Genomic DNA, 15,071 nt, shown 5'->3' with positions numbered 1-15,071 from the left:
GATGCGCAGGTGGAAAAACTGGGCATTATCCGTGGCGAGGGCGGGCTTGCCAACCTTCGTCGGGTCTCTATAGACGATTAACCTGTGGCGAGGGAGCAAGCTCCCTCGCCACAGGGAAATTCAATACAGGTCTACCGGGTCTACATCCAGAGACCATCGCACTTGCCGGCCGCTGGGCATTTGCTCCAGCTCAAGCATCCAGCTACTTAGCAGGCGATGCAGCGGTGCGCGAGAGGTTGCCTGCAAGAGTAGCTGAGCCCGGTAACGTCCGGCGCGACGCTCCATGGGGGCGGGCACCGGGCCGAGCAGTTCGATACCGGTCAGGCCCAACTCGCCCAGCAAACGTTCGGCCACGCTGCAGGCTTGATCGAGAAAACCTTCGGCCTGGCCGGGTTTGTGGGCTTCGGCACGCAGCAACGCCAAGTGCGCAAAGGGTGGCAAGCCGGCAGCGCGGCGTTCACTCAAGGCCTGCTCGGCGAAGGCAAAATAGCCTTGTTCCGTCAGTTGAATCAGCAGCGGGTGGTCGGCCAGGTGCGTCTGGATAATCACCTTGCCCGGCTCTTCGGCCCGTCCGGCGCGCCCTGCCACCTGCACGATCAACTGCGCCATGCGTTCGCTGGCGCGGAAATCCCCGGAGAACAACCCGCCGTCGGCATCCAGGATCGACACCAGGGTCACCCGTGGGAAGTGGTGCCCTTTGGCGAGCATCTGCGTGCCGATCAGAATGCACGGTTGACCTTTCTGAATGGTGGCAAACAACTGGTTCATTGCATCTTTGCGCGACGTGCTGTCGCGGTCGACCCGTAGCACCGGGTAATCCGGGAACAGAATGCCCAGACGCTCTTCGGCGCGCTCGGTGCCGGCCCCGACCGGGCGCAGGTCGACCTTGCCGCACTGCGGGCAATGGCGTGGCACCCGCTCTACATGACCGCAGTGATGGCAACGCAATTCGCCGTGGCGCTGGTGCACGGTCATGCGCGCATCGCAGCGCTCGCACTCGGACATCCAGCCGCAGTCATGGCACAGCAGTGTCGGGGCAAAGCCGCGACGGTTGAGAAACACCAATACTTGCTGGCCCGCGGCGAGGGTCTGGCCGATGGCCTGTTGCATCGGACCGGAAATACCGCTGTCCAGCGGGCGGCTTTTCACGTCCAGGCGCAGGAAGCGCGGTTGTTTGGCGCCGCCGGCGCGCTCGTTCATGCGTAGCAGGCCATAGCGGCCGGTGTAGGCGTTATGCAGGCTTTCCAGGGACGGCGTGGCCGAACCCAGCACAATCGGGATGTCTTCCTGGCGTGCGCGTACCAGCGCCAGGTCGCGGGCGTGGTAACGCAGGCCTTCCTGCTGTTTATAGGAGCCGTCGTGCTCCTCGTCGATGATGATCAGCCCGGGGTTTTTCATTGGGGTGAACAGCGCCGAACGGGTGCCAATGATGATGTCTGCCTCGCCGTCCCGCGCCGCCAGCCACGACTCCAGGCGCTCACGGTCATTGACCGCCGAGTGCACCAGGGCGATGCGCGCGTTGAAGCGCTGCTCGAAACGCGCCAGGGTCTGTGGGCCCAGGTTGATCTCCGGGATCAGCACCAGTGCCTGCTTGCCGGCCTGCAAGGTTTCGCGGATCAGTTGCAAATACACTTCGGTCTTGCCGCTGCCGGTGACGCCGGCCAGAAGGAAGGCGTGGAAGCTGTCGAAACCGGCGCGGATCGCCTCATAGGCAGCGCGTTGCTCGGGGTTCAGCGGCAGCTCCGGCTGGGCCAGCCAATGTTCGTGGCGTGGGTCTGGGGCGTGCTTGCGGATTTCCACCTGCACCAGTCCCTTGGCCAGCAGCAGGTCGAGGCTGTCCTTGCTCAGCATCAGCTTGCTCAACAACTGGTGGGCCACGCCATGGGGGTGCTGGGCCAATGTGGCCAGGGCTTCGCGCTGGCGCGGGGCGCGGGCGATGCGCGGGTCGTCGAGGCGCGCGCCGGGCACCATCGACCAGAAACGCTCCTGGCGCGCTTCGGCCAGTTCGCCCTGGCGCAGCAGTACCGGCAGCGCCCAGCTCAAGGTATCGCCCAAGCTGTGCTGGTAATACTGCGCAGTCCACAGACACAGCTTGAACAGTGCCGGCGGCAGTGGCGGTGTGGCGTCGAGGATGGCCAGGGCCGGCTTGAGCTTTTCCGCCGGGACCTCGCTGTGGTCCGCGACCTCCACCAGAATGCCGATCATTTCCCTGCGCCCAAACGGCACACGCACGCGCATCCCCGGCTGCAACTGCGTCCGCAGCACTCCAGCCGGGGCCCGGTAATCGAACAGGCGGCGCAGGGGGGAGGGCAGGGCTAGGCGCAAAATGGCGTCGGGCACGCGGGGCATCTCATATAAAGGCAGGCAGTGGTGCAGGGGCGCGAGCCTAGCAGAGCGGGGAGGGCTTGGGTATGCCATGGTTTTCTGATGAAAGGAGGTTTTTGGTCAGTAGCGCCGCTTGCGCGTTTAAAAAGGTCTGGTAGAATCCGCGGCCTAATTACGTGCGGTATTCGACAATAGTGTCGAGTGGCGGCACGCTAGCCCGAGGAAGTGCCATGAAAGCCGATATCCATCCAGCGTACGAAACCATCGAAGTTACCTGCAGCTGCGGCAACAAGTTCGAAACTCGTTCGAACCTGTGCAAGCCACTGGGTACTGACGTATGCAACGAGTGCCACCCGTTCTACACCGGTAAGCAGAAAACTCTGGACACCGGCGGCCGTGTACAGCGCTTCGCAGATCGCTTTGGTGCTTTCGGCAAGAAGCCTGCTGCTACTCCAGCAGAGTAAGGCTCAAAAGCCTTATGGGCTTTTGCCAGCTGTTGAAAAAGGCGTCCCTTGTGGGCGCCTTTTTTGTGCCCGGGATTTGGCTGGCAACCGCCCAGGCCGCGGTATTCTGCCCGGCACCCGCTTCCGTGGCGCGGGTAGAAGTGCAGCGCGTGGTGGACGGCGACACCGTACGCCTCAAGGATGGCCGCAGCGTGCGGATGATCGGCCTCAATGCGCCGGAAACCGGCAAGAAGGGTCGTACTGACGAGCCGTTTGCCGTCGCCGCCCGCCAGCGTCTACAAGCGTTGGTGCAGGCCAGTGATGGGCGTGTCGGTTTGGTGCCTGGCCGCGAGGGCAAGGATCATTACGGCCGCACCCTGGCCCACCTCTACGGCGCCAATGGCGAGAACCTGGAAGCGCAATTGCTCGCCGAGGGCTTGGGCTTCCAGGTGGGGGTGGCGCCGAATGTAGACCTCGCCACCTGCCAGCAGGCGGCGGAAAACAGCGCCCGCCAGGCGCGCCTGGGGCTGTGGCGCCAATCGCCGGTGCAAACGGTGGCACAACTCAAGCGCTCCGGGTTTGCGCTGGTAACTGGCCGGGTCAGCAAGATCGAGCGCAATCGCGGTGGCATCTGGATTGAAATCCAGGGTTCACTGGTATTACGTATTGCCCCCGAACTGATCAGTCAGTTCGATCCGGCCATGCTCAATGGTCTGCAAGGTCGCACTATTGAAGCGCGCGGCTGGGTGCAGGATCGCTCCCGCCGTGGTGGTTTGAAAAGAGGTCAATCACGCTGGCTCCTGCCAATAACCGATCCCGGCATGCTGAAATCGACGCTTTGAATAAAAAATTGTAGACATTTTTTATTCCGATTGTGAACAGTTGAGCCCTTGTATCCCGTGGCTCTTGGCCAAAAGTCGTAGCCCAGGGCCCTTGACACCTGTGACTGCCCAGTCTTGTAGGGACTTTGCGACACGCGTATCCTCGGCGGTCCGTCGACCAACAGTAAAAGCGGAATGCCGATATGTCTGATTTGAAAACTGCCGCTCTCGAATACCATGCCCATCCTCGTCCAGGAAAGCTGAGTGTAGAGCTCACCAAAGCCACTGCCACTGCTCGCGACCTGTCGCTGGCCTACAGCCCTGGTGTTGCCGAGCCCGTACGTGAAATCGCCCGTGACCCAGAACTGGCGTACAAGTACACCGGCAAGGGCAACCTGGTTGCAGTGATTTCCGATGGCACCGCGATCCTTGGCCTGGGTAACCTCGGCCCATTGGCTTCCAAGCCAGTCATGGAAGGTAAAGGCGTGCTGTTCAAGCGCTTTGCCGGCATCGACGTTTTCGACATCGAAGTCGATTCCGAGAGCCCGCAGGCTTTCATCGACACGGTCAAGCGCATTTCCATCACCTTCGGTGGCATCAACCTGGAAGACATCAAGGCACCTGAGTGCTTCGAGATCGAAAAGGCCCTGATCGAACAGTGCGACATCCCGGTATTCCACGATGACCAGCACGGCACCGCGATCGTTACCGCGGCCGGCATGATCAACGCCCTGGAAATCGCCGGCAAAACCCTGGGTGAGGCGAAGATCGTCTGCCTGGGCGCCGGTGCTGCGGCCATTTCCTGCATGAAGCTGATCATCAGCATGGGCGCCAAGCTGGAAAACATCTACATGGTCGACAGCAAGGGCGTGATCCAGTCCGAGCGTACCGACCTGAACCAGTACAAGGCGATGTTCGCCCACCCGTCCTCCAAGCGCACCCTGGCTGATGCCCTCGACGGTGCCGACGTGTTTGTCGGCCTGTCCGGCCCGAACCTGCTGAGCGCCGAAGGCCTGAAATCCATGGCGCCGAACCCGATCGTGTTCGCCTGCTCCAACCCGGATCCGGAAATCTCGCCTGAGCTGGCTCACGCCACCCGTAGCGATGTGATCATGGCTACCGGCCGTTCGGACTACCCGAACCAGGTCAACAACGTACTGGGCTTCCCGTTCATCTTCCGTGGTGCCCTGGACGTTCGCGCCAAGCGCATCAACGAAGAAATGAAAGTAGCGGCTGCCAACGCCCTGCGTGAACTGGCCAAGCTGCCGGTGCCTCAGGATGTGTGCGACGCCTACGGTGGTGCCAAGCTGGAATTCGGTCGTGAGTACATCATTCCAAAACCAATGGATAAGCGCCTGATCACCCTGATCTCCGATGCCGTGGCCAAGGCCGCGATCGAGACCGGTGTAGCAACCCTGCCGTATCCAAAGAACTACCCGCTGCAAAGCGTGGATGATGTGTTCAACGGCTAAGCCGTTATAGCGCACCAACAAAAAGCCCCGGCTCGAATGAGTCGGGGCTTTTTTTATGGCAATTCTCCTGAAGCCTATAGAGGTCAAATGTGGGAGGGGGCTTGCTCTCGATGGCGGTGTATCAGTCGCCATATTCATTGACTGACAGTCCGCCATCGGGAGCAAGCCCCCTCCCACATTTGGATCTATGTTGCGTCTTGGATCGGGTCAGAACAAATCGATCGGCGCGCCTTCATCCGCCGGCAGCGGGCTGCCCGGTGCCACGCCATTGCCCAGCTCGTTGACCGACGGCGGCGTGTCCTCGCTCTTGAACAGCTCGAAGTAAGCATTCGGCGTACTCGGCGACGCCGCACGTCCACTCACCGGGTCGATGCGCAGGCTCAGGATGCCTTCCGGTTCAGGCTGGGTGTGCAGCGGCTTGTCCTTGAGCGCGGCGCCCATGTAGCTCATCCAGATCGGCAGTGCGACGGTGCCGCCAAACTCACGGCGGCCCAGGCTTTCCGGCTGGTCGTAGCCAGTCCATACCGTGGTCACGTAGTCGCCGTTGTAGCCGGAGAACCAGGCATCCTTGGACTCGTTGGTGGTACCGGTTTTACCCGCGATATCCGCACGGCCCAGGGCCAGTGCGCGGCGGCCGGTGCCCTTCTTGATCACGTCCTGCAGGATGCTGTTGAGGATATAGGTGGTGCGGCCATCCACGATGCGCTCGGCAACCGCTGGCGCTTGCGGCTCGGTCGTTGCGGGAGCGTTTGCGGCCGGCGCTGTGCCTGGCGTGGGCTCGATGGTAATGCCGCCGTTACCCGGTGCTGCGAGACCATCGGTTGCCGCCACACCATTGACCACATCACCGGGCACCCGTGGTGGGTTGGCGGTGAACAGGGTGTCGCCATTGCGGCTTTCGATCTTGTCGATCAGGTACGGCGCAATCTTGTAGCCGCCGTTGGCAAAGGTGCTCCAGCCAGTGGCGATTTCCATCGGCGTAAGGGTTGCGGTACCCAGCGCCAGGGACAGGTTGGGCGGCAAGTCCGACTTGGCGAAGCCGAAGCGCGTCATGTAGTCGATAGTCTTGCCTACGCCCATGGCCTGCAGCAGGCGGATCGATACCAGGTTGCGAGACTTGTACAACGCCTCGCGAATGCGGATCGGGCCGAGGAAGGTGTTGGTGTCGTTCTTCGGCCGCCAGACCTTGTCCAGGTATTCATCGACAAACACGATCGGTGCGTCGTTGACCAGGCTGGCGGCGGTGTAGCCGTTGTCCAGTGCGGCGCTGTAGACGAACGGCTTGAAACTTGAACCCGGCTGGCGCTTGGCCTGTATCGCACGGTTGTAGTTGCTCTGCTCAAAGGCGAAACCGCCGACCAGTGCGCGGATTGCGCCGTTCTGCGGATCGAGGGATACCAGGGCGCCTTGGGCGACCGGCACCTGGCTGAACTTGAGGCTGTCATCCTTCTGGCGTTGCACGCGGATCAAATCACCCACCTTGGCCACGTCGGACGGCTGCTTGGGCATCGGCCCCATGCTGTTGGTGTTCAGGAACGGGCGCGCCCATTTCATGCTGTCCCACGCCACGTGGGCTTCACCGGCGCGGGTCAGCACTTGAATGCCGTCTTTGGTCACCTCGGTGACGATGGCCGGCTCCAGGCCGCTGATCGAGCGCTGTTTGCCCAGTTCGGTGGTCCAGGCACTCAGGGTCTTGCCCGGCAGGCGCGACTCGGGGCCGCGGTAGCCGTGACGTTGATCATAGGTGATCAAGCCTTCGTGTACGGAGTGGTTGGCGATTTCCTGCAAGTTGCTCGGAACCGTCGTGGTCACGCGAAAGCCTTCGGTGTAGGCATCGCTGCCATAACGGCCAACCATTTCGGCGCGGGCCATTTCGGCGATGTACGGTGCATTCACTTCCGGCGTCGGCACGTGATAGCTGGCGTTCAGCGGCTCGGCCACGGCGCTTTCATAAGCGGCCTGGTCGATCTTGCCCAGCTTGTACATGCGCCCCAGGATCCAGTCGCGACGTTCTTTACTGCGCGCCGGGTTGGCCAGCGGGTTGAAGCGCGACGGCGCCTTGGGCAGGCCGGCGATCATGGCCATCTGCGCCAGGCTGGCGTCACGAATCGATTTGCCATAGTAGACCTGGGAGGCGGCCTCAATGCCGTAGGCGCGATTGCCCAGGTAGATCTTGTTGACGTACAGCTCGAGGATTTCGTCCTTGGTCAGTTGGCGTTCAATCTGTAGCGCCAGCAGGATCTCGGTGGCTTTACGCGAAAAACTGCGCTCGCTGGTGAGGAAGAAGTTCTTCGCCACCTGCATGGTGATGGTGCTGCCGCCGGATTGAATGTGTCCGCTCTTTACCAACTGCGTGGCCGCACGCACCAGGCTGCTGGGGTCGACGCCGTAGTGGTTGGCAAAATTGTCGTCTTCTGCCGACAGCAATGCACTGATGAAATTGGGTGGAATGTCGGCGAAACGGATCGGTGTGCGGCGCATTTCGCCGAACTCCGCGATCAGTTTTTCGTCGCTGCTGTAGACCCGCAAAGGAATCTGCAACTGGATACTTCTGAGGGCCTCTACGGAGGGCAAACCCGGACTAAGGTAGAGGTAGGCCCCGCTGAGTACGAGCAGCAGCCCGCAGACGATCGCGACAATGGAGTACCCGAAAAACTTCAGCAGACGAATCAAGGCTTTTGGATTTCCAGAGAAAAGAATGAGTTACGCGTCGGGGATGCATGGCAAACGATGGATCGACCCGGGCAGCAGATAAAAAAGCGGGAAAAAACGCTGGGCATTAAAGCATTTTTCAGCTTGGGGCGTCATTCGCGTGCCTCGAACAAGCCGACCGAATGCAGGGTGCCTGGCAGCAATCAAGCGAGATGACAGCCGGTATGACAGGGAAAGTTTTGGGGAGTTTTATGGGAAAGGGATTTTTCAGGCGAAAAGCCGACATCGTCTTGGGTGTCGACATCAATGACAGCGGTATCAAGCTGATCGAGCTGAGCCGTTCATCGGGTGGTTTCAGTGTCCAGGGCTATGCCACCCAGGCGCTGCCCGCCCATGCGGTCGTCGATGGCGCCTTGCTGGACGTCGAGGGCGTGGGGCGAGCCTTGCAACAAGCGTTATCCTGCCTGCGAACTTCGGCTCGACACGCCGCTGTGGCAGTGGCGGGCCCTTCGGTGATCACGCGGTTGATCGAGATGGATGCGGGCCTGCGCGACGAAGAAATGGCCTGGAAGATCCAGATGGAAGCCGACCAGTTCATTCCTTATCCATTGGATGAGGTGGCGATCGACTTTCAGGTCCAGGGCCCATCGGCCCAAGGGCCGCAGTGGGTTGAAGTCATGTTGGCGGCCTGTCTGCGCGAGCAGGTCCAGGCGCGAGTGGCGGTTTTAGCCCGGGCGGGGCTGGTGCCGCGGGTGGTCGATGTCGAAGGGTTTGCATTGGAGCGCGCTTGCCGTCAGGATTTTGCCAGCTTCACGCCGGGTCATCGAGTCGATGGTGCACAATGGGCCGTGGATGCCCAAGGGATGGGAGTGGCTTGCGGGTTGGCCCTGAGGAGTTTCGCTGGATGACACGAATCAATCTTTTGCCTTGGCGTCAGGCGCTGGCAGAGCGCAAGCGCAGGTATTTCATGGTGCTATTGCTGGCATTTGCCTGCCTGGCGCTGGCGGCCGTGTGGCTGGCTGACCAGGTGATCGACCAGGCGATAGATCGGCAAGTGAGCCGCAATAGCCGCTTGGGTGAGGAGGTGGCTACCCAGGATTCGCGGATCAGGACCATCGACGACCTGCAGGAACGAAGCCAGCAACTGGCCGAACGCATGAAGGTGGTGCAGGACCTGCACGATGCCCGCTCTTCCGGCGCTCGATTGTTCGAGCAATTGGCTCGTGCAATGCCTGAAGGTGTCCATCTGCATGAGGTGGTCGCAAACGGTGACACCATCAGCATTCGCGGCACGGCTGAAAGCAACCAGGACATTGCCCGGTTGATGCAGCAGCTCAAGCAGTCATCCCAGGGCTCCAGCTCGACTCGTCTGCAGCGCGTGCAGGCTGATGGAGCGCGCGGCGAAAGTGAGTTTCAACTGATGGTGCGCCAGGGGGAATCCAGCGAGGCGCAACCATGAGCCTGCCCAGGCTCGATTTTCCCACGCTCTTCTACAACGCTGCTAAATGGCCCTTGCCTGGCAAGGTCCTGCTTGGCTGTGGGCTGGCCGGCCTGGTGCTGCTGATAGGAGAGGTTACCTACCTGAGCTCGTCACGTGAGCGATTGCACGGGTTTGAGGCGCGGGAGCAAACGCTACAGCAGCAGTTGGCGGAAAAAGCTGAACTGGCCTCCAGCCTTGAGGCGCGCACCGATCAGTTCAGGGCAATGGAGGACAAGGTCACAGGCCTTCTACGTCAATTGCCCGGCCAGTCAGAGGTGCCGGCCTTGCTTGAAGATATCGCCCGATTGGCGATTGCCAATGGAGTATGGGTCGAGGGCATCACGGTGTTGGATGAAGAGCCTCGTCAGCTCTATATCGAGCAACCCATGCAAATCGGCGTCACCGGGGGCTACCACGACTTGGCAGCATTCGTCGGCGCCCTGGGTGGGTTACCGCGCGTCGTCACCGTGCAGGATGTTGCACTGGGGCATGACGGCGCCTTGCTGCGTCTGAACATGCTGGCAAAGACCTATCGGCGTACCACGCAAAGCGCCAAGGCCCGCGAAGCGTTCGACCCGGCCCAGCCATTGGTCTACACCCCATCGTTTGTGCGCGACCCGTTTCAGCCGCCCGGTTTGCAAGTAACTCGCGTGCCGGGGCGACCGGCCCTTGCGCCGGATCTCGCTCGGCCACGGGGGCTGCTGGAAGGCATGAACATCGATCAGTTCAAAATGGTCGGCACGCTGTCGTTGGGGGCGCAGGCTTTTGCCCTGCTGCGTGCCGGAGCCAGGGTGCACCGGCTGACGATTGGTGATTACCTGGGGCCGGATCATGGCCAGGTCACGGCCATTCAAGAGGGGTCTATCCACTTGGTCGAACGGTTTCCCGATGAACAGGGCGGCTGGCTCGAACGCCCGCGAACCCTTGTGTTGAACGTCAACTCATAACGGAATCAAACAATGAAAAGGACTTTCTCGTCCTTCGGTGTGGCGCTATGGATAGCGTTCACGGCACCGATGGCTGCTGCTGTGCCCAATCGCCTGGACCTGATCCACCTGCCGCCGCCCGACAGTGCAGCGTCGGTCAGCTATACAGGCACCCGGCTGAACCTGAATTTCCAGGACATCGACCTGCGGGCGGTCTTGCAGCAAATCGCCGATGTCGCCGGGCTCAACCTGGTGACCAGTGATGAAGTGCAGGGCTCAATTACCCTGCGGCTCAAGGATGTGCCTTGGGATCAGGCGCTGGATCTGGTGCTGCAAACCAAAGGTCTGGATAAGCGCGTGAAAGCCGGTGTGTTGCTGGTGGCACCTGCGGATGAGTTGGCCGCTCGCGAACTGCTGGCGCTGGAGTCGCGCAAGCAGATGGCGGAACTGGCACCGCTGCGTCGGGAGCTGCTGCAGGTCAACTATGCCAAGGCGGCGGACCTGGCCAAGCTGTTTCAGTCGGTCACAGGTTTTGAAGGCGCCACGGATGAGCGCGGCTCGGTGGCGGTGGATGATCGCACCAACAACATCATCGCCTACCAGACCGGCGAACGGCTCGAAGAGCTGCGGCGTATCGTGGCGCAACTGGATATTCCCGTCCGCCAAGTGATGATCGAGGCGCGAATTGTCGAGGCCAATGTCGACTACGACAAAAGCCTGGGCGTGCGCTGGGGTGGGCGGCTCAGTCATGGCAGGGGAAGTGTCGGAGGTATTTCCAAGCCCGTGGCAGACGGCGCCGAACCGCCGCAAAACCCGCCCAGCTCCCCGTTTGTCGACTTGGGTTCGCTGACCGGCACCTCGGGTCTGGGCGTGGCCTACATCACCGACAATCTACTGCTGGACCTTGAGCTGACAGCCATGGAGAAAACCGGCAACGGCGAAATCGTCTCGCAGCCCAAGGTGGTCACGTCCGACAAGGAGACGGCACGAATCCTCAAGGGCACCGAAATTCCCTATCAAGAGTCCACCTCCCAGGGCGCTACCTCGGTGTCGTTCAAGGAGGCTTCGCTTTCGCTGGAGGTCACGCCGCAAATCACCCCCGACGACCACGTGATCATGGCGGTCAAGGTCACCAAGGATGAGCCCGATTACTTGAACAGGCTCAATGATGTACCGCCGATCAAGAAAAACGAGGTCAACGCCAAGGTGCTGGTCAGGGATGGCGAGACCATCGTCATCGGTGGGGTTTTCTCCAATACCCAAAGCAAAGTGGTAGATAAAGTGCCATTTTTGGGCGATGTGCCGTATCTTGGCCGCCTTTTCCGGCGCGATGTGCTGGCGGAGAAAAAATCCGAGCTGCTGGTATTCCTGACTCCGCGTATCATGAATAACCAGGCGATTGCTGTGAGTCGTTGATTCTGTGCGAAATTTGATTCTTGTAGGGCCGATGGGGGCTGGAAAGAGCACCATCGGCCGTTTGCTGGCCAAAGAGCTGCGCCTGCCGTTCAAAGATTCCGACAAGGAAATTGAATTGCGCACGGGTGCCAATATCCCATGGATCTTCGATAAAGAAGGCGAGCTGGGCTTTCGTGACCGCGAGCAGGCGATGATTGCCGAGCTGTGTGGCTGCGATGGCGTGGTATTGGCGACCGGCGGTGGCGCCGTCATGCGCGACGAAAACCGTCGAGCGCTGTATGCCGGTGGTCGGGTAGTGTATTTGCATGCCTCGGTCGAGCAGCAGGTGGGCCGCACCGCCCGCGATCGCAATCGCCCGTTGCTGCGCACCGCCAACCCGGAAAAAACCCTGCGGGACCTGCTGGCGCTGCGCGATCCGCTGTATCGGGAAATCGCCGATCTGGTGGTGGAAACCGATGAGCGACCCCCTCGGATGGTGGTGCTCGATATTCTGGAGCGCCTGCAGCGGTTGCCACCCCGTTAAAGCCTGGCCCGAAATGCGCTATTCTCGGCGGCGCGCCATAACCTTGTGAGGTGTGGCGTAGAGCCATCAGGTGATGTCGGATTGCGACATTGCCGGTCGTCAATACATCTTCAACGCGGGGAAACATGCAGACACTTAAGGTCGATCTAGGCGAGCGCAGCTACCCGATCCACATTGGCGAAGGTCTGTTGGACCAGCCCGAACTGCTCGCGCCGCATATTGCCGGTCGGCAGGTGGCGATCATCTCCAACGAAACGGTTGCGCCCCTGTATCTTGAGCGTTTGAGCCGCAGCCTTGCGGCGTATTCGGTGATTTCCGTGGTGTTGCCCGACGGCGAAGCCCACAAGAACTGGGAAACCCTGCAACTGATCTTTGATGGCCTGCTGACTGCGCGCCATGACCGTCGAACCACCGTGGTTGCCCTGGGCGGCGGTGTGATCGGCGACATGGCCGGTTTTGCTGCAGCCTGCTACCAGCGTGGCGTGGACTTTATCCAGGTGCCGACCACCCTGTTGTCCCAGGTCGATTCTTCGGTGGGCGGCAAAACCGGTATCAATCACCCGCTGGGCAAGAACATGGTCGGTGCGTTCTACCAGCCACAGGCCGTGCTGATCGACACCGCTACCCTCAACACACTGCCACCGCGTGAGTTGTCGGCGGGCCTGGCGGAAGTCATCAAGTACGGGCTGATCTGTGACGAGCCCTTCCTGAGCTGGCTTGAAGAACATGTAGATGCCTTGCGCGCACTCGACCAGGTGGCCTTGACCGAAGCGATTTCCCGCTCCTGCGCCGCCAAGGCGCTGGTGGTCAATGCCGACGAACGGGAGTCCGGCGTGCGCGCTACCCTGAACCTGGGCCACACCTTCGGCCATGCGATCGAAACGCACATGGGCTATGGTGTGTGGCTGCATGGGGAAGCTGTAGCGGCTGGCACGGTGATGGCGTTGGAGATGTCGCAACGCCTGGGCTGGATCACCGCCCAGGAGCGTGATCGCGGTATCCGCCTGTTCCAGCGCGCCGGCTTACCGGTCATCCCTCCCACAGAGATGACCGAGGCAGATTTTCTCGAACATATGGCAATAGACAAGAAAGTGATCGACGGTCGACTGCGACTGGTACTGCTGCGCCACATGGGCGAGGCGGTGGTGACCGACGATTATCCGAAAGAGATTTTACAGGCCACGCTGGGAGCGGATTACCGCGCCCTGGCCCAGCTTAAAGGTTAATAAGATCCCGATGACTAGTTTGCATGCCGACGAGGCGTTCCTCGGCCATTATCACTTGAGCCATGACCCTTTTGCTCCACGGGTACCTGGTTTCAAATTCTTCCCTGCGCAGCGCAAGCCGGTATTGGGGCAACTGCATCATCTGGCGCGCTACAGCCAGTTGCTGCTGGTGGTCACGGGACCGTTGGGCAGTGGCAAGACCTTGCTGCGCCAGGCGCTGGTCGCCAGCACCAACAAGCAATCGGTGCAGAGCGTGGTGGTATCGGCCCGTGGCGCCGGTGACGCAGCGGGTGTACTGCGCCAGGTTGCGCAGGCCCTGGACGTATCCAACGCCGAGCCGAACGCGATTCTCAAACAGGTGGTGCAACTGGGCCTGACCGGCCAGGAAGTCTACCTGCTGGTCGACGACGCCGAGCAGCTTGACGAATCCGCGCTGGAAGCGCTGTTGGCGCTGGCCGCGGGCACGCCGGAAGGTCGCCCGCATGTGTTCCTGTTTGGCGAGTCGTCGTTGATCGCCGATCTGGAGCAGATCAGCGGTGAGCAAGAGCTGTTCCACGTCATCGAATTGCAGCCGTACGAAGAGGAAGAAACCCGCGAATACCTGGCTCAGCGCCTCGAGGGTGCAGGGGCCGGTATCGAACTTTTCTCCGCTGCGCAGATCTCTGATATTCACGAAAGCTCCGATGGATGGCCTGGAAACATCAACCAGGTTGCCCGCGATGCAATGATCGAAGCCATGATTGCCAGCCGCTCTGCGGTCAAGCGTCCAAAGATGGGGTTCACTATGCCTAAGAAGCACGTATTGGCTATTTCCGCCGTTGTCGTGGTCGCTGTAGCCGCCGCCTGGTTGATCCCGGGTCGCAATAAGGCACCGACAACAACCGGCGCGCCAACTGAGCAGGCGCAGTTGCCACTGGGCAAGCCCACGCCAAATGTCGAATTCGCCAACTCCGGCCAACCAACCAATCTGCCTATGGTCGGCCAGCCTGTAATGCGCGGCCCGCTGGCTGAAGAAGCCGGTGGCATCTCCGAAGGCGACGACGGCGTGCCGGTGGAAGGCTCCAGCGCCACGCCGCCGACCGTGACCACCACCGCGCCACCAGCGGGCGTACCGGCCGGCACGCCAGCAACCCCAGTAGCGCCTGCCGCACCGGTTGCGCCAGTTGCCAAGCCGACCCCGGCGCCGACAGTAGCGACAGCCAAGCCCGCAGCACCAGTTGCCAAGCCGGCACCGGCCCCCGCGGCCAAGCCTGCTGAAAAACCTGCCGCTACCGTGGCCAAGGCCGGCGCCGCTGGCAGCAGCTGGTACAGCAGCCAGCCTACCGGCAATTTCGTGGTGCAGATCCTCGGCACCAGCTCTGAGGCCAACGCCCAGGCGTTCGTCAAGGAGCAGGGCGGCCAGTACCGTTATTTCAAGAAAGTGCTCAACGGCAAGCCTCTCTACGTGATCACCTACGGCAGCTTCCCAAGCCGCGCCGCAGCCGATTCTGCCATCAAGGCCTTGCCAGCGAAGGTTCAGGCTGGTAAACCTTGGCCTCGCACTGTTGCCAGCGTTCAACAAGAACTGGCAGCAACTCGCTGAAGATCCGGCGGCCTTACCCAGGCCGCCCTCCCGGCACCTCAAAAAACAATCGCAAGGCGTGCAGTCCCCCGCAAGGACCGCGCGCTTTGTGGTGTCTGCGCCACAGTAGCTTTTGAGTCGTAGCGGTCAGAATTAAAAAAGTTTTGACTAGCACAGCATATCGCTTTAAACCTTTCATAAATGCGACATAGATTTGCGACATTTC

The 15,071-nt window shown here is 61.1% G+C and carries 11 protein-coding genes and 1 pseudogene; 10 read left to right on the top strand and 2 right to left on the bottom strand.

From position 1 onward, the window contains the following. Window positions 1-120 precede the first annotated feature (120 nt). Entirely contained in the window at window positions 121-2,340 is a 2,220-nt protein-coding gene (locus tag TK42_RS07675; RefSeq protein ID WP_103734061.1) for a primosomal protein N', read from the bottom strand. Between the two features lie 215 nt (window positions 2,341-2,555). Here TK42_RS07675 and rpmE point away from each other — a divergent pair, with 215 nt between their 5' ends. The 3 genes from rpmE to TK42_RS07660 all read left to right on the top strand — a co-directional run bounded on the left by rpmE (window position 2,556) and on the right by TK42_RS07660 (window position 5,061). Beyond that, complete coding sequence (gene rpmE, locus TK42_RS07670; protein WP_005784030.1) at window positions 2,556-2,789, top strand: 50S ribosomal protein L31; 234 nt, start codon at window positions 2,556-2,558, stop codon at window positions 2,787-2,789. A gap of 14 nt (window positions 2,790-2,803) precedes the next feature. After that, entirely contained in the window at window positions 2,804-3,610 is an 807-nt protein-coding gene (locus TK42_RS07665) for a thermonuclease family protein (RefSeq protein ID WP_078820088.1), read from the top strand. A 182-nt stretch (window positions 3,611-3,792) separates the two neighbouring features. Continuing rightward, window positions 3,793-5,061 (top strand): malic enzyme-like NAD(P)-binding protein, encoded by a 1,269-nt coding sequence (locus TK42_RS07660; RefSeq protein ID WP_005784034.1) that lies wholly within the window; start codon window positions 3,793-3,795, stop codon window positions 5,059-5,061. 207 nt (window positions 5,062-5,268) lie between these two features. On the opposite strand, the gene TK42_RS07655 is transcribed toward TK42_RS07660, so the two are convergent. After that, complete coding sequence (locus TK42_RS07655; protein WP_371920240.1) at window positions 5,269-7,731, bottom strand: penicillin-binding protein 1A; 2,463 nt, start codon at window positions 7,729-7,731, stop codon at window positions 5,269-5,271. A 233-nt stretch (window positions 7,732-7,964) separates the two neighbouring features. Here TK42_RS07655 and pilM point away from each other — a divergent pair, with 233 nt between their 5' ends. The 7 genes and pseudogenes from pilM to TK42_RS07620 all read left to right on the top strand — a co-directional run bounded on the left by pilM (window position 7,965) and on the right by TK42_RS07620 (window position 14,866). After that, window positions 7,965-8,621, top strand: coding sequence for a type IV pilus assembly protein PilM (gene pilM / locus TK42_RS07650; RefSeq protein WP_032881135.1), 657 nt, complete (start codon window positions 7,965-7,967; stop codon window positions 8,619-8,621). Beyond that, window positions 8,618-9,172 (top strand): PilN domain-containing protein, encoded by a 555-nt coding sequence (locus tag TK42_RS07645; protein ID WP_005784037.1) that lies wholly within the window; start codon window positions 8,618-8,620, stop codon window positions 9,170-9,172. The genes pilM and TK42_RS07645 overlap by 4 nt, the downstream gene beginning before the upstream one ends. Further along, window positions 9,169-10,140 (top strand): pilus assembly protein PilP, encoded by a 972-nt coding sequence (locus tag TK42_RS07640; protein WP_078820090.1) that lies wholly within the window; start codon window positions 9,169-9,171, stop codon window positions 10,138-10,140. Before TK42_RS07645 ends, TK42_RS07640 begins: the two co-directional genes overlap by 4 nt. Window positions 10,141-10,278: 138 nt before the next feature. Continuing rightward, window positions 10,279-11,535: pseudogene (locus TK42_RS07635) on the top strand (type IV pilus secretin PilQ); the annotation flags it as partial. A 4-nt stretch (window positions 11,536-11,539) separates the two neighbouring features. Next, window positions 11,540-12,058, top strand: a complete 519-nt coding sequence (gene aroK, locus TK42_RS07630) for a shikimate kinase AroK (protein WP_005784043.1) — start codon at window positions 11,540-11,542, stop codon at window positions 12,056-12,058. Window positions 12,059-12,183: 125 nt separating this feature from the next. Continuing rightward, the gene (gene aroB / locus TK42_RS07625) at window positions 12,184-13,284 is read left to right on the top strand and encodes a 3-dehydroquinate synthase (RefSeq protein WP_032878306.1); all 1,101 of its coding nucleotides are present in this window, start codon (window positions 12,184-12,186) and stop codon (window positions 13,282-13,284) included. Between the two features lie 10 nt (window positions 13,285-13,294). Next, window positions 13,295-14,866: an SPOR domain-containing protein gene (locus TK42_RS07620; protein ID WP_005784047.1), complete on the top strand. Its 1,572-nt coding sequence runs from the start codon at window positions 13,295-13,297 to the stop codon at window positions 14,864-14,866. Window positions 14,867-15,071 lie beyond the last annotated feature (205 nt).

The organism is Pseudomonas sp. GZJR-8 (assembly GCF_002916705.1).
Lineage (GTDB): Bacteria > Pseudomonadota > Gammaproteobacteria > Pseudomonadales > Pseudomonadaceae > Aquipseudomonas > Aquipseudomonas synxantha_A.
This window is presented reverse-complemented; position numbering and strand designations above follow the sequence as displayed.

What these genes read in the sequence shown, in the direction of transcription:
- TK42_RS07645 (WP_005784037.1), top strand. Translation starts at nt 8,618, where the DNA reads ATGACACGAATCAATCTTTTGCCTTGGCGTCAGGCGCTGGCAGAGCGC.
- rpmE (WP_005784030.1), top strand. Translation starts at nt 2,556, where the DNA reads ATGAAAGCCGATATCCATCCAGCGTACGAAACCATCGAAGTTACCTGC.
- aroB (WP_032878306.1), top strand. Translation starts at nt 12,184, where the DNA reads ATGCAGACACTTAAGGTCGATCTAGGCGAGCGCAGCTACCCGATCCAC.
- TK42_RS07665 (WP_078820088.1), top strand. Translation starts at nt 2,804, where the DNA reads ATGGGCTTTTGCCAGCTGTTGAAAAAGGCGTCCCTTGTGGGCGCCTTT.
- TK42_RS07620 (WP_005784047.1), top strand. Translation starts at nt 13,295, where the DNA reads ATGACTAGTTTGCATGCCGACGAGGCGTTCCTCGGCCATTATCACTTG.
- TK42_RS07660 (WP_005784034.1), top strand. Translation starts at nt 3,793, where the DNA reads ATGTCTGATTTGAAAACTGCCGCTCTCGAATACCATGCCCATCCTCGT.
- TK42_RS07640 (WP_078820090.1), top strand. Translation starts at nt 9,169, where the DNA reads ATGAGCCTGCCCAGGCTCGATTTTCCCACGCTCTTCTACAACGCTGCT.
- pilM (WP_032881135.1), top strand. Translation starts at nt 7,965, where the DNA reads ATGGGAAAGGGATTTTTCAGGCGAAAAGCCGACATCGTCTTGGGTGTC.